Source organism: Prevotella sp. MA2016, assembly GCF_000619825.1.
Taxonomy (GTDB): domain Bacteria; phylum Bacteroidota; class Bacteroidia; order Bacteroidales; family Bacteroidaceae; genus Prevotella.
In genome coordinates this window covers 569,234-593,853 of sequence record NZ_JHUW01000006.1, presented here as the reverse complement: position 1 = coordinate 593,853, position 24,620 = coordinate 569,234, and the positions used below count along the sequence as shown (strand labels likewise).

Annotated in this window: 13 protein-coding genes; 2 read left to right on the top strand and 11 right to left on the bottom strand. The window is 47.1% G+C overall.

Annotated elements, in window-relative coordinates; translation table 11 throughout:
* Positions 1–38 precede the first annotated feature (38 nt).
* The 11 genes from T360_RS0102195 to hpt form a co-directional block, all read right to left on the bottom strand.
* Positions 39–2,453 carry a TIM-barrel domain-containing protein gene (locus T360_RS0102195; protein ID WP_028911341.1) on the bottom strand — a complete coding sequence of 805 codons (2,415 nt, stop codon included), beginning with the start codon at positions 2,451–2,453 and terminating at the stop codon, positions 39–41.
* 6 nt (positions 2,454–2,459) lie between these two features.
* Positions 2,460–4,082 carry a RagB/SusD family nutrient uptake outer membrane protein gene (locus T360_RS0102190; protein WP_028911340.1) on the bottom strand — a complete coding sequence of 541 codons (1,623 nt, stop codon included), beginning with the start codon at positions 4,080–4,082 and terminating at the stop codon, positions 2,460–2,462.
* Between the two features lie 16 nt (positions 4,083–4,098).
* Positions 4,099–7,116: a TonB-dependent receptor gene (locus tag T360_RS0102185; RefSeq protein WP_081772653.1), complete on the bottom strand. Its 3,018-nt coding sequence runs from the start codon at positions 7,114–7,116 to the stop codon at positions 4,099–4,101.
* A gap of 114 nt (positions 7,117–7,230) precedes the next feature.
* Positions 7,231–9,573 (bottom strand): helix-turn-helix domain-containing protein, encoded by a 2,343-nt coding sequence (locus T360_RS0102180; protein ID WP_197019250.1) that lies wholly within the window; start codon positions 9,571–9,573, stop codon positions 7,231–7,233.
* A gap of 149 nt (positions 9,574–9,722) precedes the next feature.
* Complete coding sequence (locus tag T360_RS0102175; protein ID WP_036928492.1) at positions 9,723–13,025, bottom strand: carboxypeptidase regulatory-like domain-containing protein; 3,303 nt, start codon at positions 13,023–13,025, stop codon at positions 9,723–9,725.
* Positions 13,026–13,446: 421 nt separating this feature from the next.
* A complete protein-coding gene (locus T360_RS14420) occupies positions 13,447–14,502 on the bottom strand; it encodes an endonuclease (RefSeq protein WP_051523290.1) in 1,056 nt (351 codons plus the stop codon).
* 76 nt (positions 14,503–14,578) lie between these two features.
* Positions 14,579–16,168 carry a BACON domain-containing protein gene (locus T360_RS0102160; protein ID WP_028911336.1) on the bottom strand — a complete coding sequence of 530 codons (1,590 nt, stop codon included), beginning with the start codon at positions 16,166–16,168 and terminating at the stop codon, positions 14,579–14,581.
* A 27-nt stretch (positions 16,169–16,195) separates the two neighbouring features.
* Positions 16,196–19,480, bottom strand: a complete 3,285-nt coding sequence (locus tag T360_RS0102155; protein WP_028911335.1) for a carboxypeptidase regulatory-like domain-containing protein — start codon at positions 19,478–19,480, stop codon at positions 16,196–16,198.
* A 142-nt stretch (positions 19,481–19,622) separates the two neighbouring features.
* Positions 19,623–20,792, bottom strand: a complete 1,170-nt coding sequence (gene obgE, locus T360_RS0102150) for a GTPase ObgE (protein WP_028911334.1) — start codon at positions 20,790–20,792, stop codon at positions 19,623–19,625.
* Positions 20,793–21,365: an adenylate kinase gene (locus tag T360_RS0102145; protein ID WP_028911333.1), complete on the bottom strand. Its 573-nt coding sequence runs from the start codon at positions 21,363–21,365 to the stop codon at positions 20,793–20,795. It lies immediately after the preceding gene.
* 37 nt (positions 21,366–21,402) lie between these two features.
* On the bottom strand, positions 21,403–21,939 hold the full coding sequence (gene hpt, locus T360_RS0102140; RefSeq protein ID WP_028911332.1) for a hypoxanthine phosphoribosyltransferase: 537 nt from the start codon (positions 21,937–21,939) through the stop codon (positions 21,403–21,405).
* 91 nt (positions 21,940–22,030) lie between these two features.
* On the opposite strand from hpt, the gene T360_RS0102135 reads away from it, so the two are divergent.
* Positions 22,031–23,542, top strand: a complete 1,512-nt coding sequence (locus T360_RS0102135; RefSeq protein WP_028911331.1) for a bifunctional ADP-dependent NAD(P)H-hydrate dehydratase/NAD(P)H-hydrate epimerase — start codon at positions 22,031–22,033, stop codon at positions 23,540–23,542.
* Entirely contained in the window at positions 23,539–24,618 is a 1,080-nt protein-coding gene (locus tag T360_RS0102130; protein WP_028911330.1) for a DUF4831 family protein, read from the top strand. Before T360_RS0102135 ends, T360_RS0102130 begins: the two co-directional genes overlap by 4 nt.
* Positions 24,619–24,620: the final 2 nt, after the last annotated feature.

Sequence of the window (24,620 nt, the reverse complement as noted above, 5' to 3'; positions counted from 1 at the left end):
CCCCGCCTTTCGGCGAGGATTCAATGCTTTTAATAAAGTTAAATCAGTTTAATCATTATTTCTTGTCCGCTATAATCGACGGTTCGGGATGTACCATCGGGGAGCACAACTGTAAACTTGCGGACAGTGAGCATTCCTGGAAACTGACCTTGACGGTCGCCGATGGAAAGGGTATGAGTGCGGTCGTTCCAATGAAATGCGATGACGGAATAGATGCCTTGCTCATAATTATAATTATCGCCTTCGTCTTCATAAAGCGTAAAGTCACCATCAGCACCTGGGTAAAGACGAATTTCCAGATTGTCCCATTTTTTCTCACTGACATATTGCATCTCCGGTCCGAGAGGCAAAATACTGCCAGCACGTACAAACATCGGGATATGACTTAGAGAGGTCTGGATAGTAATCATCTGTCCACCACGATAGCTTTTGCCCGTCCAGAAATCATACCAAGTGGTTCCCTTTGGCAAGTATTTCGTAGCAATTTTATGATCACTCCAGTCAACAACAGAGTCACCATTTTCCGCCTTTATAGTCTTTTTATCCCAACCAGTCATGGCGTCCTCACGGATAATCTGCTCCTGCGTATATTGAGCTTCGAGGATTGGCGCTGCCAAAATACTATGCCCGAACATAAACTCATCGGTCATGTTCCACACTTTCTTGTCATAAGCAAAATCACTGAACAAAGGACGCAAATAACTGTCATTATTGCGAGTAACCTGCCATGCAGTGCTATAGAGATAAGGAATCAGCCGATAGCGGAAACGAATGAGCTTTTCTATGATGTCATAGACCATCTCACCCTTCTTTCCAAACTGCCAAATCTCACGAGGTGCATCAGCACCATGACTGCGGAACACGGGGCAGAACAAGGCGTACTGCATCCAGCGCACATACAACTCCTGATACTGTGGATTTGTTGGAGCCGAGTTAGGACCTTTGGTATTATACGAGCCACAGAAGAAGCCGCCAATATCGGTATTGAAGTTAGGACAGCCTGTAAGCGAATAGCTCAAGCCGGCGGGAACCTGCTTTCGCAGCATATCCCACGACGACGTCACATCGCCACTCCACAAACCTGAACCGTAATGCTGCTGACCGGCAAAGGCAGAACGCGTCATGATGAAAACACGCTTCTGGTCGGACTCCTTTCGCTGCGACTGGTACACGCCACGCACCGTTTCTAACGGAAAGGCATTGCGGAGGGAGCGCCAGGTGCCATTCGGGCCGGCCTTATGATCGTAGTGATAATCCTGAGGATTAAAAAAATCCGGGTCGGTAGAATCCATCCACCAGGCATCCGTACCCTTATCGAACAATCGCTTCAGGTTCTGCCAATAGATGTCGCGAGCCTCGGGAGAGAAAGCATCATAGACACGCACGCCCGACGGATACTCCATACGTGGAGGCCAGAAAGGCAGTCCGCTCTGGGGCCATGTCTCAAAGTCGAACAGCAAATTCTTCTCGTTGAGCTGATGGTAAGCCTGAGTTTTAGGGCCGAAGCTAGCCCAGATCGAAATCATAAAATGAGCATGCTTCTGATGTATCTGGTTGATCATCTGATCGCCATTGGCATACTCTTCGTTAAGAAAGTCCATCGCGTTCCAGAGATAGTTTGAGCCCCAGTACTGCCAGTCTTGAATGATACCATCGATAGGTACTTGCAGTTTACGGTATTTGTCAACAACGCCAAGCACCTCAGCAGCACTCTTATAGCGCTCCTTGCACTGCCAGAAACCATAGGTCCACAATGGGAACATAGGCACATCACCCGAAAGATGACGTATCTGAGCAATAACACCGTCGGCAGAGCCACCATACATCATGTAATAATCCTCACAATCACCAACTTCGGACGAGAACGACATGCCCTTCACGGCATCATCGTCGAACTGAGTTCGAGAATAGTTGTCCCAGTAGATGCCCCATCCTTTGATGGACTGCAGCACATTTTGGAAATCCTCGAGATTTGACTGTTCCATCAGTTTATGCTCGCCACGACGGTTCATCTTGCCATTCTGGAAGGTACCCAAACCGTAGATAGCCTCATGACGGTCGAGCGAGAATGTTTGGGTGACACGGTATTTGCCTGCATCGGGGCCTGTTGTGCGGGCCTCGAACTGTGGAGCACCTTTCTCACGCAGCAGTACTTTACCCTTTGCCAGGAATGTTAACGCACCTGTCTTCGGGTCAATTTTCACTGTGAGCACACTGCTGCTCACGGTGTTTCCACTACGCGTAACCTTCACCTCTTCGGGCTTGGCTATCACCACCAAACTATGACTCTCATACTGATGACCTACGGGTGCCTTGGTGACACGTACCGTTTGAGGAGTGTAAAATTCCAGCCTTACATGAGTCGGACCTGCCTGAACCTCGACTGGTTCGGCGTTAACTGCAGTAGCAGCCATACAAAGCAGTACTGCCAAAATGCTTGTTCGTTGTTTCATATCTTCTTAATATCCTGGATTCTGTTTCAACTTTCCATTGGTCAGGATCTGACTATTGGGGATGGGATAGAGATTCTTTGTTTCATCACTGGCATCATGCGAGAACCAAGAACGCGTAGTGAACACCCCGAAACGGATCATATCTTGACGACGGCGCCCCTCCTGCGAGAATTCCCAGCCAAGCTCATCGAGCATGCGGCCATACTTGATTTCAGCCTGGTCATGCGTTACTGAGATATTATCTCTGCGGCCATAATCATAGCAGCTGTTCTTGAGCAAGGCATCGCCTGTTACGGCAGCTTTCTCGGGATGTGCGGTAAAATTACGCTCACGCACTATCGTCACAAGGGCAGCAGCCTCGTCGGCCTTTCCGGTTCGCAACAAAGCCTCAGCTTTCATCAGATAGACATCGGCATAGCGAAGAATCGGGAAATCATTGCTCAGGCGATTGGTGATGCCTGGGGCATACTCGAACTTTCCCCAACGATAACCATGATTTTCCTGTGAGGCGTCGATGCTGGTTACCTCGTTGACATAAACAAGAGGTTCGCCAACCAAATCGCCCATCGTGCACTTCAGCGGGTTGCCCGACATATCATACTGAGGACCAGAAATAAAGTCGTCCTTCAAGCGCTCATCGTCGGGATCAAAGGTATCGATATACTGAGGGATGACACATGCACCACCCCAAGGAGTTTCCTTAAAGTTAAAGGTGGCCTGATTCTCAGGCTGGAGCGAATACATATGATAATCAAAACCGTTCCAATCGGTCACGTAGGTCTCGTCGAAAGGAAGCGAGAAAATAATTTCCTTAGAGTTCTCGTTATGAGTGACGAACACATTGGCGTGCTCGGACTCTAACTGATATTTACCACAGTTCAGCACCTGATTACAGGCCTCGATACATTTGTCGTAGTCATGATACGCTCCTGCCGAGAACACCTCAGAGTTAAGGTACATCTTGGCCAGTAAGGTATAGCCTGCCCACTTGTTGAATCGACCATAATACTCGGTATTGACTTCTTCGCTCAGGTTCGGAATATTCTCGGTCAGTTCCTTGATAATAAACTCGTAAACCTCCTTACGACTGCTCTGCTCGGGCAGGTAGCCCTCGGGCACATCGAACTGTGTGATAATAGGTACATTGCCAAACAAATCGTCAAGCAAATAGTAATAAGAAGCGCGTAGAACCTTCAACTCGGAAATGACAGATGCCTGGCGTTCGCCAAGGTCGATCTGGCCCGACTCGATCTGGAAGAGCACTCGGTTGCAGGCATTGATGCCATCGTAGGTACGCACCCACGACTGCAAGGGAATATCATCCTCGCTGGTCCATTTATGCTGATGCATGCGTTTATAGACGCCACCATCAACCCATCCGTTGGGGCGGGCAGGAATAATATCCTCATCGGTGCATAACATCTCGGCACGAGCCACACCATTCCACAACAGGAAGGTTTTACGCCATGACACATAAGCCGATGCTAAAAGAGAACCGACATCCTCGTTTGTTGGCTGAAAACCATCTGCAATAATGCTATTATAGCTTGTATCCTCCAATTCTGTACAAGAGACCGCCGTTAACGAAAGGGCTGCGGTCAGCATACCTATATATATCTTACTTTTCATAATCCTATGTTCTTAATTAAAATGTGACATTCAAACCTAAAGTAAATGAGCGCACGTGCGGATACTGGTCGCGATCGTCGTAGCCAGGATTCAGTCCGGCTACAGATACTTCAGGATCTGTTCCTTTATAACCTGTGATGGTCAGAGCATTATTAACCGAACCGTATAGACGAAGTGCCTTAATGTACTTACCAATACGATGGAAATTGTAGCCTACTGTGATATTGTCGATCTTCCAGTAGTCGCCATCCTCGACATAGTAGCTATTAAACTCCTCGGAACAGAGGCTGTTGAGCACCGCTTTGCCGAACACCTTATCGTAGGCCGAACGCAGGCGATTCCAGTCCTGACGGCTGCGGTTCTCGTAGAAAGCGCGCGCTGAATTGATAATCTGGAATCCAAAGGCACCACGCATATTCACAGCCAAATCCCAATTCTTAATCTTAAACTGGTTGTTGAAACCTAAATACCATGAGGGCAGACCGTTTCCAATCACCTTCTTATCCTCGAACGAGTGCTGGAAATCATCATAGCCAACCAAATTACCATCTCGGTCTTCATAAATCCATTTGCCGTCGTTGTCAACATCTACAACCTTAAAGCCATATATATCTCCTACCGACTGACCTACGCGTACAATGTGCGACTCGGTCTTGATAGGCTCTTGTATCCAACCTGTCATAAAGTAGTCGGTAGAGGCCTGATACAGATCATTCGACAGACTCTTCAGTTTATTGGTATTGGTTGAGAAGGTAACGGTGGTGTTCCACTCAAAGTTTTTAGTCTTTACGGGAATAGCGTTAACCATCACCTCAATACCGGTATTACTCATCTCACCGACATTAGCACGTGTTCGTGTATAAAGATTGGGAGGAGAGGGTACGGAATAGTCGTAAAGCAGACCTTTAATCAGGCGATAGTACCAGTCGATACTTGCATTGACACGATAGTTGAGAACACTAAAATCAAGACCGACATCAAACTCATGCTTCTCCTCCCATCTCAGACTGGGATTGGCATTCTGAGTAGGTTGCAGGGCACGAATCCACTTGCCGTTATAGAGATAGTAGTCGCCATAGCCAAGCATTGATTTACCAAGGAACGACTGGCTGGGTTGTGAGCCCGTTACACCATAACCGGCACGCAGTTTGATATCGTTGAACATCTGCTGGTGCTGCATAAACGGTTCTTCGGTGATACGCCATCCTAGAGATAGGGATGGGAAAGTTCCCCAAGGCTTATCGGTACCTGCTAACTGGCTGGCAGCCTCGTGACGGATACTGGCCATTAACAGATAACGGTCCTTATAGTTATAGTTCAGACGGCCAAAAAAGCCAATCAGGTTGGTATCGAGCATATAGCTGTACATGGTGGCAAGCCCCTCTTTCAAAGCCTGTCCCTGACCAATGTTATGATAGCTATAAAGGTCGGTTGGGAAATCGTAATTCTGCTCATACTGGTTGGTATAGCGGTTTCCCTGATAACTGTAGCCCACAAGAGCTTGAACAGTGTGCGCACCAAATGTATGATGGAACTGCGCCGTGAGTTCTAACAGCTTAGTCATATTATCCGACGAACCTGTTGAAGCATAGCCGTTACGACCATCGCGGATAGTAGAGATATGCTGTTTGGTTTCATAATAACCACCATTCTGGTTGCGCTTGTCGTAAGAAAGCAGGGCCTTCAAAGTGAGCGCCTTGATAGGATTATAGGTAATATTGGAACTTACACGGAATAACGAGATATCCTGATTGCCATCACACTCATAGATACGAGCAATAGGGTTGTCGTAATTGAAAATTCCGGTATTCTCGCGCCATGTACCATCATCATTCTTGACGGGTTCCGTAGGATTGTGAATCAGCGCCTGACGATAGCTGTAGGTATTGAAACTACCACCATCACCAGTAGAGGTATAATCAATCTTGTTGGCTATCAACTGGAAATTAAATCGCAGTTTGTCGTCGAACATGCTGTGATTAATCTCGGCACGACCTTGGAACTCCTGCTTGTCAGAACGCTTAAAAATACCCTGCAGGTTTCTATAGTTTATATTGAAAATGTAGTTCGTTTTACTGCTTCCACCTTTATAAGAAAGGTTATGCACATGACTAAGCGGGGTGCGCAGCATCTCGCCTACCCAATCGGTGTCGTGACCAAGATCCCAAGAAGCATCGCGCAAGCCATCCTGGATTTGCTGGCGATAGTCGGCAGCATTACAAAAATCCAACCGCTTGGCAATGGTTGAGGTACTGAGATAACCGCTGTACTGCACTTCATTGATATTGTCACCTTTCGACTTCTTGGTGGTTATCATTACCACACCATTTGTTCCGCGCGAGCCATAGATAGCTGCTGCAGAACCATCCTTCAGCACATCGATACTTTCGATATCCTCGGGCGCTACTGTGCCAAAATCGCCCGGAACACCATCAACAAGAATCAGCGGATTGGTTGATGCACCCAGAATAGTAGTATTACCACGAAGTGATATCTGGGTTCCTCCCGTTGGGTCGCCCGTGGTGTTAGTAACTGCAAGACCAGCAATCTTGCCCTGAATCAGCAGTCCGGCATCATTGATAGCGCCAGCAGTAAAGTCCTCGCTCTTTACACTTCCTACAGAACTGGTGACATCACCCTTTCGCTGTGTACCATAACCAATGACAATCACCTCGTTCAATGCCGACACCTCCGACTCAAGCGTAATCTTCAACGAGGCTGTACTTGCCACCAGCTCTACCTTCTTGTAGCCGACATACGATACCGTAAGTGTTTGGCCAATGGCATTTGGAATCGAAAAACGACCATCCAAATCAGTAACGGTACCATTCTTGGTGCCCTTTACCTGAATGGTAGCACCGATAACGGGATCGCCATTTTCATCTACTACCTGACCTTTCACCTGCCCAACCTGCTGAACATGCTGGACAATCACCTTCGCACAAACTGGTAAGGGTATGCTACCCATTCCAGCCCCCATCATCAGAGCCAATACAAAACTCCCTGATGGCTTTTTTAGATTGTTAATTATCATAAATGTTTTTAATAAAAAGAATTTATTGGCGGTGCGAAGGTACTAGAAAATCAGGCATTTATCACAAGACAAATGTTGATTTGAACAAAACAAATGAAGAATAAGACAAATGAATCAGCTTATTTCTTCATTTGTCTTATTTGTATATTCTGAGGGCTTACATCCATACGCTTTCTGGAAGCATTTACTGAAATAGCTGGACGAACCAAAACCTGTTGCAACGGCTATTTCGGAAATGCTTTTCTCGCCTTGCAATAGCATCTCGGCAGCTTTACGAAGTCGGATATTACGGATAAATATGACAGGCGAGGTATCCATCAAAAGCGTTAATTTCTTATAGAGCCCGGTACGCTCCATACACAGATCGTGACTTAATTGCTCGACCGTGTATGGCTGGTCGATATTCTCTTCGACCAATTTAATAGCCCGAGTCAGAAACTCATTGTCGGAAGGGCTCAGTTTCGGCTCTTCCTTCAATTCGGATTCGGTCACATCGGTCTGTCGCTCGTATTGTCCTACCTGCTCTATCAGGTTCTTTATCTTCAGCAACAATATCTCCTCATTATGACGCATCTTTATTTGATGCCTGTACAAGGCAAAGCAGCCTACAATAAAACCACATATCAAAACAACATATAGCAGATAGGCCCATGTAGTGGACCACCAAGGATGATGGATTACAAAATGGATTTCTCTCATCTCTCCCTGCCAGGCATCAGCATCTAATGACGCCATAACCTGAAGTGTATAGTCGCCAGGAGAAAGATGAACAAAAGACAGTGACAAAATACCGTTGTTGCTGAGAATCCCCTGCGTGCTATGAGGGGTTACAACCTTCCACGTGGTGTCGCTCGCATTCAGCAAACGGTAACGATAGATCGTACGCTCGGGCTGAGCATAGTTTTGTGCCGAGAAAACAAAAGAAAGAGAATTGTGCTGATAATCGAACTCTTTTTCCCTAAGGAAGGTTACACGCTCTTCTGACTCGCCATTCACAGAAAGCCCCACCAATGCTGGGCGTAATGGAATGGCTGGCGTTAGCAAACTGTCGGGATGAAACAATGTCCAGCCATTCAGACCACCCATGATGATGCTTCCATCGGGTAGAGTTGCTGTTTTACCATCAGAGTATTCGCCTTTTAAGGCACCATCAGCCCAGCTATAACTCGAAAAGATGAATTCCGGAATCCGTATATGAGTGATGCCCCTGCTGGTTGAAAGCCAGATATGATGATTGAAGTCCTCGGTAATACCATGCACAAAATCAGAAGCCAGACCTTCTTCCATATAGAAACGCCTGACCGGCTTGTCTGGGATTTCAAGATGGACACCATCCGTAGTACTTATCCACTTCCAACCTCGACTATCAACAAGAGTATCGGTAACTCTATTTGCCTGATAATACTTAATATCGCTTTTTTCGGGAAACGCGTAGGTCACACCCAGATCGCTAAGATGCGGAGCACTACGCATCCGGTTGCGGAGAGTATGAGTATAAAGCAAACCATGATTATAGGTTCCAATCCAGATGCCGCCCTCAGAGTCTTGATAGATTGTGTTTGAGACTGCGCTCTCTGTCGTTCCATCGTCTATCTTAAGATGCTCCTTCAGCACATAGCTGTGCTGCTGCTGATCAATCACCCATAAACCTTTGGCACACGATATATAGATCTTGCCCTCTTGGGTAACAAACATCGTATGTAACAGATAAGGTACTTTCAACAGCTGTTGCCAACGTCGCGTGGTAGGGTCGAAAACCAAGCATACTGTATGAGTCCAACCATTACCACGAAGCTGATAGATACGTCCGTCGCTGCCTTTGGTAATCATCGAGGTCTCGGTATATAACGACCGTTCCTGAGGACCAAACGCATCTGAAGTATATTGCAACCGGCCACTCTTGGCATCGTAAGCAGCAACAAGACCTGTACTGAAAAACAGGAATACCTTGCCCTTATGAAACTCTACATCCTGGAGCTGTCCCCAATGACCGGATATCTTTAACATCTGTCCAAACTGACCGTTCCAAAGTCCACGAGATGTTAACAACCATATCTGCAGACTTGAATCAACAAACAAGTCGATCACAGAGCCGCGAACGCCCTCGTTCCTGAAATATGCTTCAAGATGACTGACATATTGATTAGTTTTAAGGTCGGCACACCATACTTGCTTGAAATTCTTAACCCAGAGTAGATGATCCTTACTCTCATAAACCCGATAAGCCCCCTTGTAATTACTCAAGGTATATCGGTCGATGTCTTTACCGTTAAAATGAATCGTCTGAAACCTGTAGCCATCATAAAGATTGATATTACCCAAAGTGGTAAAAGCCATCCGACCATCGGACAACTGAAGGATATGTTGCACATGGTTGTCGTTTAATCCATCCAAAACCGTATATTTTGAATACACGAATTCATCAGGATAAGCAGCCATATAAGTAATTATACTCAATAATATTAGTAGCAACCTCTTTAAATTCATGATAGATAATTTTTTAGTGTTGCAAAGATACAAAATATAATTGAGAATAGGGGAGTGAAAATGGATAATTAACAAAAAATCAGAGAAAATCCCCGCCTTTCGGCGAGGATTCAACTTTGTTAATTAAACAGATAACGGATAGTGAACATAATCTGATAAGTGGACTGCAGACTGAGGAAATCGGAATAGGTGTGCAGATGGCGCTCGCCATTAACCGTATTATAGGTGTATTGCCCCTTGTTGTAAGAGAGCAACGCCGTCTCAGTGACCTGCTTGTAAAGACCCCATTTCTTGTTAAGGAAATTGGGCAGGTTCAGGATATCCACACCTAACTGCAGGGTGTGCTTGGTTTTTCCGAAATCGAGACTCATGTCATGCTGATACTTGAAGTCGATCTGATGGTGCCAAGGCATCTTCGCACCACCACGCTCGGCATATTTGCCTGTACGATGCTTCAGATAATCATCCTGCTGGATGTAGGCCCAGAAGTCGTCGCGCTGCATCTCGGCGGTATATACCTGATGGTTGGCGCCATAGGTACTCTCGGCAAAATTCCAACTGTCGAGCTCCTTGCGCGAAGCTGGCACGTAGATGAGGTTGGCGGGTGCCAACGCATCACTGTTCACATTGGCCGAGAAGATATAGCTGTAACGATTGAAAGCATACTCGGTGAGGAAACCATACTGATAACCATCGTAGATGAGCGAGAAGTGCGAGCTGGCATTCTTCGACTCCTTAAGGGTATAGCTGGCCGAGAGCAACAAGCGGTTAGGAGCCACAAAGGTGGCATAGCCCAACTCGTTGTCGTTGACGGCATTCACCGAGTTACGATAGTTATTATAGGCCGAAGACACCTGGTTGCCGATTCCATCGGTATAGGTCTTGGCCTTAGAGAGAGTATAGCTGGCCGAGAGGTCGAGACCGAAGTCGAACTTCTTGCGCAACTGAGCGCTGAGCGACAGGTAATAGGCCTTATGTCCGGCATTCTCGAGCACGTAGGCTGACGAGTTGGCATCGTAGTACGACATACGGTGGCGCACATCGCCGTGACCTAAGTCGATGGTAGAGATACCATCCCAGTAGATGTCGCGATTGGCCACGACAACGGGGTTGATATCGCGGTTATAGATACCCTCGATGGTGAAGTCGATATCGCCAGGCAGTCGGGCATCGAGTGCGAGCGAGGTCTTCCATGTCTTGGGCATACGCAACTTATCGCTCAGGATAGTAGCGCTGCTGGGCACCGATATTTTGCTCTGGGCACCAATCTGCTGCAGCATATCCTGCTGACTGGTGGTAAAGGTAGGTATTATGCCCTTGGTTTGCGAAGCGATATACGAGGTCTGCCCCATACCAGAGTTGCCTACTGCTGAGATGAGCCATACGAACGGCAGACGACCAATGAACAAGCCTGAGCCACCACGCAGGATGAGATTGCGATTGCCTGTGATATCCCAGTTGAAGCCCAGGCGTGGCGATACCGAGATGCGGGCATCGGGCACATTGTCGGTGCGGAAATGCTCGCCACCAAAGTTAATCTGATAATAAGCCTCGTTGAAATTATCCTTCAGACTGGGGTAAGAGGGCAGTTCGAAACGCAAACCGAGCGACATGCGGAAGCGGTCGGAGAGACTCATGTTGTCCTGCAGGTATAACGACCACTGATGGGTGGTCATCTTGGCCACAAAATGCTCGTGGTTTGGACCATTGCCGTAGGTGATACCAAACAGGCGGGTATGCTCGGGGGTGAACACGTTGGCCCAGTCGCCGGCAGCCACCTGTGCGGGAGTGGCCTCAAAGGCATAATAGCCGGCACCTGCCTGAGCGTAACCGTTGGCAGCCCAGTTGTTCTCGTACTGCAGACCGCCAAACAGATTGTGCTTACCCAACTGGACGTTGATCTCGTCGGTAATCACGGTTGTTTTGGTCTTAGCCACATTGCCATAGGTAAACAGGTCGCCCATCAGCGCCCAGTAAGGATAGTGACCCTGATCGTCGCTCATCACGATTTCTACCACAGGCACATCTACGCCATACGCATTGCTACGTGGCTGGTTCTGATAGGAATAGGTGCCACGCAGCGTGTTGTGCAGCTTACCGAACTTACTATTGAGCTCGGCAGCTACCGACGTGAAGCGGAACTCAGTCATATAACGGCTTGAGAGCGACGACATACCATAATCGGTATTACCGCCATACGAGTTCTGGTTGCCGCCATAGATGATAGAGGTGCGGTTACTGCCGATACTGCGCGATGCCGAAGGAGGATTAGACTCCTTACGGTTCGACTTGGTGAAGCGCACATTAAACTTATGATTGTCGTTGATATTCCAGTCGATACGGGCCAGAATACGATAGGCAGGCGTCTTCAGATTGAAATCCTGCCAAGGGCCTGTGGTGATTCCATAGGCTTGCTTCATATAGTTGGTCAAGCTCTCCAACTCAGATAAACGCGGACGACGGTTGGTGGCGGTATAAGGTGTTGAGCCGTTGCCTGCCAGCACAGCAGGACCAGCCGTCACATTATGCTCGTACTCACCGTTGACAAAGAAAAAGAGTTTATCCTTGATGATCGGTCCGCCGAAACTCAAACCGAAGGTATTATTATGCCCCTTGGACAAGGGCAGCTTGGTATGACGAACCTTACTACCCTTCAGGTCGGAACTGGTGAGGAAGGTATAAGCCATACCCTTGAAGGTGTTGGTACCACTCTTGGTAACAGCATTGACACCACCGCCTACGAAACCGCTCTGGCGCACATCGTAAGGAGTGACAGAAACGGTCATCTGCTCGAGAGCCTCGAGCGAGATAGGTGTACCGCCACCAGGCAGCGGACTGGGCTCCATACCAAAGGAGTCGTTGAACGAGGCACCATCGATGGTGACATACGACTGGCGGTAGTTACCACCACCAATGGCCATACCGCTGGCCGAACTCGACTGTGGCGTCATCTTCATGATATCCAGCATCGAGCGCCCGATATTGGGCACGTCGGCCATCTGACCGGCATTCAGACTGGTCACGGCGCCGCTGCGGTCGCTACGCATGGTGTTGTTGGCTTTGGCCGTCACCACAATCTCCTGAATCATCTCAGAGCCCTCGCTCAGGGTGGCATCTACAACCGTATTCTGTCCCAGTTCCAACTGGATATCAGTAAAACGCGATGTCTGGAATCCGATATACGATATCTCCACCTCGTAAGGTCCACCCACCTTCAGGCCCGTGAGCGCATAGTGACCTTCGAAATTGGTGACACCACGATAGACTGAACCTGAGGGAACATGTTTGGCTGTAACAGTAGCACCGATAGCCTCTTCGCCATCAGCCATCACCACACCCGTAATACCAGAGGTTGTAACCTGAGCCACAACTGTAATAGATATTGTCAAAATTAAAAAGGCTAATACAAGTAGTCTCTTCATTGTCAATCGGTTTTAAATTGTTCTAATGCGGCAAAGATACAAAAAAAACTATACGATTGCAAACTTTTGAGTAGAAAATATCAAAATAGAATAACATTTTTTACCTCATCTCTCCATAAATCTCTTGAAAACCCTTTGTACAAAGGTATTTCAAGCAATGAGAGATTATTTTTATCCCTCCCTTATCTCTCCCTCATCTCTCATCTATCCCTCAACTTGCGGAGAGATTGGGTGAGAGATTTATGGAGAGATGAGAGATTTTTTTGTATTTATTCAAAAAAACAAATTCAAGGTTCAGATTTTACAACAAAAAGGAGGTAAAATCTATCAAGGGAGAAAGATTATATTCCCAGCCTTGGGAACAATTCATTCCCAATCTGGAAACAAAACGTTCCCAATCTGGGAATGAATCTTCACTTTACTATTTCACAATAATCTTCTTATTCTTCTTGATGTAGATACCCTTCTTCAGGTTCTTACCATCTACACGCTGACCGCGAAGATTGTAGATTGCGCCATCGTTTTCGATGAGTATCTGTCGAGTAATCTCTTTGATACCAGATACAACAGGAACATAATTGTCGTAGCTGAAAGCTTCATCCATCTTGCTGCCCCAGATGTACTGTTCAAGACCAGGATAGTCAACGAATGGATTACGATTGCCCTGAATGCCGTAGATGGCCTCGTTGCGCTTGATTTCCTTTTCGCTCACAGGGTCGTTGGCAGCCCAGCGGAGCAGCATCTTCAGAGCCCAATCAGTAAAGAAGGGATAAACGTCGGATGTGAGCATATCGCTCTTCCAGTCCTTAGGACTGCGAGTAACGCCTTTCTCATTCTTATACGACTCGTAGGCTGTGGCCATATAAAAATAAACACGTGCCAAGTCGCCTTTATACTCATCATTAGGTTCGAACACACGTCCATTCTGACCTGATACCTTGTAACCTAAGTCGTCTTTACAACGGCCAAATTTTGAGAAACCACCTTCTGACTGTTTGGTGATATTATCGCCAACCTCGCCATAGGGATAGTTAGACCTCATTGTGTTAATCAATCGGTCTGTTGGGAACAGATGGTGAAGGTCAGTATACATAGGATATACTTTGTTAGTAAAATTATCCTGAGTAGCTTCGTTAAACCAGCTCTTAGGCATTGCATGCTCACGATTATACTTCTTGCCTTCCTCCACATCGTCGCCCTTATCACGATCTGTCTTAGGGGTGAAGTTTGAGATGCCAGAGTAGATTTCCCAAATCTTACCATCCTCGCGCAAGTCGTAGGACTCTATCGCATCCCATACACCATAGGTGTAAGTCTGGATGGTGTGGGGGCTGATGATAGCGAACAGGGCAGACTTGAGTTCTGCAGCCTTCTTGCCGTCGGCAGCCTGATAGTAGGTACCAGTGCCAGCAGGAGCCTGCGCCACAGCATGAAGCGCCACCAGGAAAGAGAAAACAGCGAGTAAAGTTTTCTTCATAATTTATGCTCTTTTAGGAAAAAAGCTCCCAATGCCATCATGAGGCATCGGGAGCAAATATCATTATGCGAATGTATTATTCAGCGTGCTTAAAGCCAAAGTTGATACCACCACAGAGCTCAACGAGTCCGTTGTAAGTATCCTTATAACCAATCATAGTCAACTCGTCACCAACCTTAATGTTGTTGTCGGCAATGAAGAACTTGCGATCGTTACCAGTAGCACCCCAACCAGCGTAGCAACCGTAAACGTAGAGTTCGTTAGTGCCATCGGTGAGGTAGAGGTTACCGTAGTCGTTATCCTTACCATTGCTACCCTTCAGTGAGCTGATAGTACCCTTAACCATATAGTAAGTGTTCTTATCATCGGGCTTAGACAGGAACTCAGCGATGGTTACCTCTGTTACAGGAATCACCTTCTCGAGCTGTGCGCCAGTCATCTGGGCAGTACCCTTATACTCACCGCGCTTACCTACGAGTGTAACGATGTCGCCAACCTTCAGACCCTTAGCCTGGAAGTCGCCCTTAGCACCGATACCATATACATAAGCCTCGCCAGAGAAGTCCTTAATGTAGATATTACCATAAGATGCATTGGCTACGCTCTGGATTACACCAGTAACGCGATACTGTGAGTTGCTAACAGGAGCAGCAAGGAACTGAGCCACATTGCACTCAACGATAGCACCCTTCTGCTTGATAGTAGCCTGAGAGGTGTACTCCTTAGTACCATCGGTGGTGATGAAGGTAACAGTAGCCTCGCGGTCGCCACCCTCGTTAGCCTTAGCATATAAGGTTACGGTTGGGTTAGAACCTACAGTAGAAGAGGTAACACCCAGCCAATCCTTAGCCTCGGCAGGAATCTCAACAGCCACGCCATTACCCTTGCAGGTGAGGTGGGCAGTGATCTCACCGCCAGCTACAGGCAGCTCATCAGCCTTCTCACCAGCAACAGTCAGAGAGTCAACCTTGATGAGCGACTTGATGATCTTAACAACGGTTACGTCAACCAGCTCTACAGTACCATTATAAGTGGTCTTTGGACCCTGAACAGTAATCTGGTCGCCTACCTCGAGGCCCCAGCTTGCAAAGTTCTTAGTAGCGCCCTTAGAGTCGAGTGTTCCATAGATGTAAACCTCGCCAGTACCATCGTTCAGATACCAGTTACCATAAGTGGTGTTAGCAATGGCAGTAACTGTACCAGAAACCTGATAGGTCTTAGAGTCGGGACCAGCCAGCACCTCTGCACAAGTAGCTGTTTGGATGGTTACAAGACCCTGGATGACTTTGATGTGCTGCTCTTCACCATTACATGAGATAACCAGCTCGCAAGAGCGACCCTCACCCTTATCGGCAGTGAATGAGAGTTGAGTGTTACCCTCTGTACCAGAAAGCTGACTAACCTTCAGCCACTTTGGGGTCTCATAATATACTTTTACGTTTTTACCTTCTGCATCCTTTTCAGTTTCAGCAATTACCTTCTCAAACTGCCAAGGCCCCTTAGCCGAAAGGTCGATAGTAGCAGAACCACCATTGACATCGAGAGCTACATACGACTGTGACACGCGGAGTCCTTCAAGATAAGTAGAACCCTTATCGTCAGCGCAGCTTGTAAAAATAGCTGCTACAACGGCTACGAGAGACGGAATGAAATATTTGAGTTTCATATTCTCTTAATTCTTAATTATTAATTCTTAATTGAAGTAGTACTTGATACCTACAGAAGCATACCAGCACTGACCGATGCTATAGTTGGTTGTCCAGGTCTGAGTATTGCCATTGATTGAAGAAGGTGTAGAATAGGTAGCATAACCCTGTGCGTCAACACCCTCATACTTCAGGATACGGGCCTCACCTGAACCAATCTCAGGATTCAAATGCTTAGCAACACCCCATGCAGAGTTGAAGAAGTTGAGAACGTTCTTCATATCGAAGGTGAGCTGCAGCATGTGCTTGGTCTGACCTACGTTGAACTTGAAGTCGTGCTTGTAGCCGAAGTCGATACGATGTACCCAAGGAGCGTAAACGCTGTAAGGCTCGGCATACTCACCCTGATGCTTCTTCAGGTAGCTGTCCTTATGAACATAGTCCATGAAGCGCTTAGCATCATCGTCGGTCTTGAAGCGGAACTCTTTGTTAGCAACCTGCTCGTCAGTTGGAACGTAAATAGCGTCGTAGTTATAACCATCGCCATTCATATCGTTCAGCATCATGTAAGAGTAGTTGCCAGCCTGCCATGCCTCGTAAACGAAGTTGTAGTGGTTACCACACTTGTCGTGGATAGTAGCAGAAGCAACCAGACGATTAGGAGTAACATACTGAGAGTTGTGCAATCTGATGTTGTTTGGACCCTCAACAGAAGGAACATAGGTGAATGCAGACTCTGCGTTAGAACCAGGCATACCAGTAACCTCCTTAGATACAGTGTGAGTGTAAGCAGCCATCAAGCTAATCCAATCAGCAGGCTGAGCCTTCAACTCAACTGATGTGCTCCAACCATAACCACGGCTGGTGTTCTCAAGCACGAATGCCTTGGTACCGCTGCGGAAATCCTCTGGGAATACAGGACGGTTGTCAACGCCATTGAAGCGAGCGAAACCACCTACGTTCTTAATACTCCAGTCAGAGATGGTAACACCATTGATAGTCTTATTGTAGATACCCTCAACAGTTACTGTGAATGGGAAATCAACAGGCAGCTGATAGTCAACAGCGATAGAAGACTTCCATACCTGTGGCATCTTGAACTTAGGATCCACACCGTTTACAGCAGAAGGAACAGTTCCGTCCTCAGGCTTAACAGTAGTAGGATAGCCCAGACTCTGCAGCTTAGTAATCATATCGCTCACCTTAGTCATTGGACCGTTAGCGAATGTATCCATAGAGAAGCCCTTTTTTGCAGCTTCCTTAGCATTGATCTGTGCCTGATACTGCACCATACCACCGTTGGTAGGCATGTTGGTGAAGAATACCAGAGGCAGACGACCAGAGAAGAGACCCGTACCACCACGTACCTTCAGGCTCTTGTCACCGAATACGTCGTAGGTGAAGCCGAAACGTGGAGAGAAGGTAATGCTGTTCTTAGGCCACTTACCGGTATCGATATGACGACCGTTATAGTCGAGATCGTAGATAGCCTTGTTGGTCATCAGATCGTCGTTATTGAAGAACAGACCATCAACACGCAGACCGTAAGTGATCTTCAGCTTATCGTTAATGTTCCACTCATCCTGAGCGTAGATACCAGGACGGTTGAACTGTACACGTGCAGCAGGAGCACTCTCACCATCGTAACCATAGGTCAAGCAGAATACCTCAGGTGTGCTGTTGAACAGCATATCTGGCTGAAGCACGCCACCTACGTACATGTCGTCGGTGAGGTTGTAACGATAGTAACCAGAACCGTTACGCATATACATGTTGTCGGCCATCTGATGCTCGAAGCTGATACCAGCCATAATCTTGTGAGCGCCAGCATAGTAAGTTACATCGTCCTTAATGTTCCAGATAGTGTTGTGAACGGCGTTGTTCCATGTGAACAGCTCATAACCCAGAGCCATGTAGTTATCGCCGTCGCGAGTGATATCGATATGTGGGAACTCAGCAGAGTTAGTGCCACGAACGTCGTCGAGCTTAGAGATAGTAGCCAGCAACTGGTTAGACAGGTTGTCTGTCAGGCGGCTATTGAAGTCGAGTGACCAAGAGTGAACCTTGTTCTCCATAGAGTACATGGTGTTGGCAAACGACATTGAAGTCTGTGAGATACGGGCACTGGCCATACGTGTACCACCGTCCATAGAGGTAGCGTTAGGCGAGTTCCATACATTGTTCTTTGTGAAGTTATAGCGCAAAGCCAAGTGATGACGATCGGTGATGTTCCAGTCCAAGCGAGCCAACAGTTTGTAGTTGCTCTCATCGGCAGGGAAGCTGGTCCATGAACCGGTGTCATAGCCATACTTGCTGGCCATATATTTAGAAACAGCCTCAAGATCCTTGTTGGTAGTACGAGAGACGTAGTTGTCGGCATCAGCCTTACCATTCTCAGAACCACGCCAGCGGTTAACCACTGTAGGAATCTTAATCATTTCACCGTTTACGAAGAAGAACAGCTTGTTCTTAATGATTGGGCCACCCAAGGTGAAACCATAAGTAGTGGTCTGACTCTTCTCACGAGCACCCTGAATCTGCTGACGCTTTACAGCATCTCCCTGCATATTCTCGTTCTTGTGATAAACATAAGCGCTACCCTTGAAGGTGTTTGTACCCGACTTGGTAATAGCGTTAACACCACCACCAATGAAGTTAGTCTGACGAACATCGAATGGAGAGATAACCACCTGCAACTCCTCGATAGCATCGATAGAGATTGGGTTACCACCACCAGGCAGATTTGCGCTCAAACCAAAGTTGTTGTTAAAGTTAGCACCATCCACAGTGAAGTTGGCTGTACGGCCATCAGCACCTGCGAAGCTCATGCCATTACCACCGTAAGGCGACAGACGAGTAACATCTGTGATAGAGCGGCTAACAGTTGGCAAGTTAGTAATCTGTGTGCTGTTGATGTTGGTAGCAGCACCTGTCTTCTCGGCAGCAAACTTAGAAGCTTTACCGCTTACTACAACCTCGGCAAGCTCAGTAGCATCCTCAGTAAGGAAGACATTCAAGTTGTAAGTTTCAGCCAACTGAAGGGTAATACCCTTAATTGTTCGAGGCTGGAAACCAATGTAAGAGATGGTCACAGCGTAAGGACCACCAGTACGCATACCATTGATCGAGAAACGACCTGTGGTATTAGTCACCGCTGTGTAACGAGTACCTGAAGGCTCGTGTACAGCCACAACTGTAGCACCAATGACTTCCTCTCCATTCGCATTGTCGAGGGTCACCTTTCCAGCCATACTTGAAGTTGTGATTTGTGCCATCAATGTTAGCGAAAACGTTAACATCATAGCAACCAGAAAGAGCAATCTTTTCTGCATAAATCTAGAACTGTTTTAATTAAATAAATAGCGGATAAAAATCCGGATTGTTTAAATTTCGGTGCAAAGATATAAAAAAAATCCGATTTAAAAATATAAATCGGTAATTTTTTAAAAAAATGATAAAATTAGTTGAGGAATGTTATGCCTCGTCATCAAAATCCTCGTACTCGAAGTCCTCGATATCTTCGATATCATCCTCGTCGAGATACTCAATTTCCTCGTCTTCGCCCTCGTCGGCAAGCTCCTGAGCAAATCGGCTCATATCCTTGTCGCGATGTACCAGCGAATCCTCTGAGGTGATGACGCTGAGCTTGTTGCTCTCGGCATTCAACTCATTCCAAAGCACATCTTTCAGTTCATCAAGACCATAACCAGTTACAGCCGAGATAAACACTACCGGGAGATCCTGAGGCAGGGTCTCCTTCAGCATCTCAATCAACTCATCATCAAGCAGGTCGCACTTGGTAACAGCCAGCACACGATGCTTGTCGAGCATCTCTGGATTGAACTGCTGCAGCTCGTTGAGCAGAATCTCATACTCACGCTTGATATCATCGGTATCGCCAGGTACCATAAACAGCAAGAGCGAGTTGCGCTCGATATGGCGTAAGAATCTAAGTCCCAAGCCCTTACCTTCAGAAGCACCCTCGATAATACCAGGGATATCGGCCATCACAAACGACTTGTTATCGCGATAGCCTACGATACCCAGCGAAGGTTCCATCGTAGTAAAGGGGTAGTTGGCAATCTTAGGCTTAGCATTCGACAACGATGAGACCAAGGTAGATTTTCCTGCATTAGGAAAACCTACCAAGCCTACATCAGCTAAGAGTTTCAATTCTAAGATGATGGTCATCTCCTGCATGGGCTCACCAGGCTGCGCATAGCGGGGCGCCTGATTAGTAGCTGTGCGGAACTGGAAATTACCCAGTCCACCACGACCACCCTTCAGCAGCATCACTTCCTGACCATCGTATGTAACATCGCAGACGTACTTACCAGTCTCGGCATTATACACCACAGTACCACAAGGCACATCGATGTAAACATCTTTACCATCGGTACCATGACACTTGTCGCGACCACCATTTCCGCCATGTTCGGCAAAGATATGGCGCTCGTATTTCAAGTGAAGCAGCGTCCAGTAATTATGGTTGCCACGCAGAATAATGCTTCCGCCCTTGCCACCATCGCCACCGTCGGGACCACCATTGGGATTATACTTCACATGGCGCAGATGCATACTACCCTTACCACCCTTACCAGAGCGGCACATAATCTTTACGTAGTCTACGAAGTTACTCTCCATTTAGATATTGTCAATTACATTGCAAATGTCTGCAAAGATGCGGTCGAGCTCACCCAGACCGTCAATGTGATAGTGAACACCCTCGTTCTTATACCACTCGATGAGAGGCATTGTCTGAGAGTGGTAAACCACGAGGCGTTTCTTGATGGTCTCCTCATTATCATCAGCACGGCCACTCTGCTGACCACGCAGGATGAGACGCTTCATCAGCTCGTCCTCTGGAACGTCGAGCTCAATCATAGCAGCAACCTTGTCGCCACGCTCGTCGAGCATCTTTTTCAGAGCCTCAGCCTGTGGGATAGTACGGGGAAAGCCATCAAAGATAACGCCCTTGCTATCACGACCGAAGCTATCGTAAACAGATGCAAGAATATTTACCATCAGCTCGTCAGGAATCAGCTGACCCTTCTCAATGTAAGCGGCAGCTGTCTTACCAAGCTCGGTACCATTCTTGATTTCACCACGAAGCACGTCACCAGTTGAGATATGGTTCAAACCGTACTTCTCAATCATCTTATCACTCTGTGTTCCCTTGCCTGAGCCAGGAGCACCAAAAATAACGATATTCTTCATTATCCTGATTTAGTTTGATTAAGTATTTAAATTTATTTTACTCTACAATGGTATAAACATCCTTCAAGCCTCTACCCTGCTGATCGTAATCGAGACCATAGCCAACGATAAAATCGTCAGGAATACTGAAAGCCACATACTCCGGATGAATATCTTCCTTCAGCTTGCAAGGTTTGAAGAAAAGCGTACAGATATGAATAGAGGCTGGATTACGAGTGCCCAGCGATTCAATCATCTGCTTCATGGTGAGACCGCTCTCCACAATATCCTCAACAATCACAATCGTACGGTTAGTTAAGTCTTCATTGATACCAAAAACCTCCTTAATCTTTCCTGTAGAAGTGGTTCCCTGATAAGAAGCCAACTTAACAAACGAAATCTCACAAGGGATGGTCATTTCACGCATCAGATCGGCAGCAAAAATAAACGAGCCATTGAGTACACCCAACAAAAGCGGATTCTTACCCTCAAGATCCTTGCTCATCTGCTGAGCCACAGCCTTAATTCGCTCTTTTATCTCGGCTTCTGTAATGGAGATTTTAAATGTCTTATCCTTTAACTTAACGATGCTCATATGCTGAAAGAATTAAAAATTTGTGCAAAATTACAAAAAATCTGCCAAACTCCGTCATTCATTAGCTTTTTTTTCGTATTTTTGCACCATTATGAAGATATTTACGAGCGCACAAGTCCATGAATTGGACAAATTCACCATAGAGAACGAACCCATTAAGTCTATCGACCTGATGGAACGAGCAGCAAAAGCCCTGACCCAAGCTATCTCCAATAGCTGGGGCTATACTACGCCCGTTATCGTATTTGCCGGACCAGGCAATAACGGTGGCGACGCACTGGCTGTAGCCCGCATGCTGATAGACATGAACTACGAGGTGGTGGTTTACCTTTTTAATATTACCGGGCATCTCTCAGAAGACTGTTTGATAAACAAAAGGCGCCTGATTGAGAAACGCTCAAGAGCTCTCATAGAGGTCACTCAGGAATTTGAACCTCCACATCTGGAAGAAGGCATGCTCGTGGTAGATGGTCTGTTTGGCTCAGGACTCAACAAGCCATTAGCTGGTGGTTTTTCGTCGCTCGTAAAATACATCAATGCCTCGCCAGCCCAGGTTGTCAGCTTAGATGTACCATCTGGATTGATGACGGAGGACAACACCTATAATGTGAGAGCCAACATCATCCGTGCCAACATGACGCTCACGCTACAGCTGCCTAAGTTGTCATTCCTTTTCCCTGAAAACCAGATATTCATCGGCAAGTTAAAGGTGCTCGACATCCGCCTAAGCAAAGAAGGCATGAACAAGATTGATGCCAACTACACACTGCTAGAGGAGAGTGATATCCGCCAGCGAATGCTAAAGCGCGACCCGTTTGTACACAAAGGAACCATGGGCAGTGCGCTCATCATTGCTGGCAGCTATGGCATGTGCGGCGCATCGGTCTTAGCCACCAAAGCCTGTCTAAGAGCAGGAGCCGGCAAAGTATATGCTCACACACCAAAGCGAAACAGCAGCATCCTGCAGATCAGCGTACCAGAAGCCATCATCCAGTTTGACAGGGAGGAGACTTCGTTCTCTGAAGCTGTGGACACAGAGGAATTCAAGGCGCTTGGTATCGGTCCTGGCTTAGGCACCAGCGAACAGACGGCTATCGCCATCATCGCTCAACTTCGACGCACCCAATGCCCCATAGTGGCCGATGCTGATGCGATAAACATTCTGGCCAATCATCGTGCATGGCTGCAACAACTGCCCAAGGGCATCATCATGACACCACACATCAAGGAGTTCGACCGCTTGGAAGGACACTCAAACGACAGTTTTGAACGACTGATGAAAGCACGCGACCTGGCAGAGCGCATCCAGGGCTACGTGCTACTAAAAGGGCATCACAGTTCACTCTGTCTGCCTGATGGACATATCATCTTTAACTCTACTGGCAATGCCGGCATGGCTACTGCTGGTAGTGGCGACGTGCTGACAGGCATCATCACAGGCTTGCTGGCTCGTGGCTATAATCAAGAAAACGCATGTATCGTGGGAATGTACTTGCACGGACTGGCTGGCGACATTGCTGCTCGCGAACTTGGCGAGGAGAGCGTTATCGCCAGCGATCTGATTCAGTACTTACCATATGCTTTTAAACGACTTACTGAATGAAAAGATTTAGCACTTTTATCATAGCCTTAGTATTAGGCACTGCCAGCTCGCTGGCTCAGACTGTTATCAGTACATACAAACCAGGCGTCACCAGTGAGGGCGCAGTTTATTATCTGCCCAAAACAGCTATCCGCATCACGCTGCAGATAGAGAAGACAAGTTATACACCTGGAGAGTTCTGCAAGTATTCCGAGAAATACTTGCGTATCAAGGATGTATCAGCCAAGCCATCTGTCAAGTATCGCATCATATCAGTAAAGCAAGAGCCATTTGCTATGGCTGACACTTCGAAATGCTATGCAGTAAAGTTCGATGCTAAGACATCGGCCTGCAATGTCCGTATTTCGGACGAAGGCATACTGCTGGCCATCAATACCGACGTAAAGCCGCAAACAGCTAACAAACCTCTCGCCACACTTCCCACTCTACGCTCTACAAGATCGCCAAAATCTTATCTGAACGAAGAGATTCTATCGGCAGGCAGCACAGCTAAAATGGCCGAACTGACCGCTCAAGAGATCTACGAGATACGCGAAAGCAGGAGTATGCTGGCTAAAGGACAGGCAGACTTTATGCCTAAAGACGGCGAACAGCTCAAACTGATGCTACAGGAGCTGAACACGCAGAACGAAGCGCTGACAAGTCTGTTTACCGGCGTTACTCTGTGCGACACCACCACCCATAGCATCACCTACATGGTTGACAAGCCCACAAAACGTGATGTACTGTTCCGCTTCTCTTATGACCTGGGACTGGTGGATAGTGATGATCTTTCAGGCACACCTTACTATATTAATATAGAAGACTTGAAGACTGTTGATGAGCCAGCTCCTGTCGATCCTAAGAAGGCTGCCAAGCCACAGCAGTCGGGCATCTATGTAAATGTGCCAGGTAAGATGCGCTCCACCATCTTCGATGCAAAGAACCAGATACTGGTCAACGAGTTTGCTGCTGGCCAGTTTGGAAATGTAGAGTTGCTGAGTGGTGCACTGTTCAATAAGAGATACACCACTCGTCTGCTTCTCAACCCGCTGACAGGAGCGGTTGAGAAACTAGAAGCAGAGCAACCCAAATAAGA

What these genes read in the sequence shown, in the direction of transcription:
- T360_RS14420 (WP_051523290.1), bottom strand. Translation starts at nt 14,502, where the DNA reads ATGAAGAAAACTTTACTCGCTGTTTTCTCTTTCCTGGTGGCGCTTCAT.
- T360_RS0102145 (WP_028911333.1), bottom strand. Translation starts at nt 21,365, where the DNA reads ATGAAGAATATCGTTATTTTTGGTGCTCCTGGCTCAGGCAAGGGAACA.
- T360_RS0102190 (WP_028911340.1), bottom strand. Translation starts at nt 4,082, where the DNA reads ATGAAAAGTAAGATATATATAGGTATGCTGACCGCAGCCCTTTCGTTA.
- T360_RS0102135 (WP_028911331.1), top strand. Translation starts at nt 22,031, where the DNA reads ATGAAGATATTTACGAGCGCACAAGTCCATGAATTGGACAAATTCACC.
- T360_RS0102155 (WP_028911335.1), bottom strand. Translation starts at nt 19,480, where the DNA reads ATGCAGAAAAGATTGCTCTTTCTGGTTGCTATGATGTTAACGTTTTCG.
- T360_RS0102195 (WP_028911341.1), bottom strand. Translation starts at nt 2,453, where the DNA reads ATGAAACAACGAACAAGCATTTTGGCAGTACTGCTTTGTATGGCTGCT.
- T360_RS0102185 (WP_081772653.1), bottom strand. Translation starts at nt 7,116, where the DNA reads ATGATAATTAACAATCTAAAAAAGCCATCAGGGAGTTTTGTATTGGCT.
- T360_RS0102175 (WP_036928492.1), bottom strand. Translation starts at nt 13,025, where the DNA reads ATGAAGAGACTACTTGTATTAGCCTTTTTAATTTTGACAATATCTATT.
- obgE (WP_028911334.1), bottom strand. Translation starts at nt 20,792, where the DNA reads ATGGAGAGTAACTTCGTAGACTACGTAAAGATTATGTGCCGCTCTGGT.
- T360_RS0102130 (WP_028911330.1), top strand. Translation starts at nt 23,539, where the DNA reads ATGAAAAGATTTAGCACTTTTATCATAGCCTTAGTATTAGGCACTGCC.
- hpt (WP_028911332.1), bottom strand. Translation starts at nt 21,939, where the DNA reads ATGAGCATCGTTAAGTTAAAGGATAAGACATTTAAAATCTCCATTACA.
- T360_RS0102160 (WP_028911336.1), bottom strand. Translation starts at nt 16,168, where the DNA reads ATGAAACTCAAATATTTCATTCCGTCTCTCGTAGCCGTTGTAGCAGCT.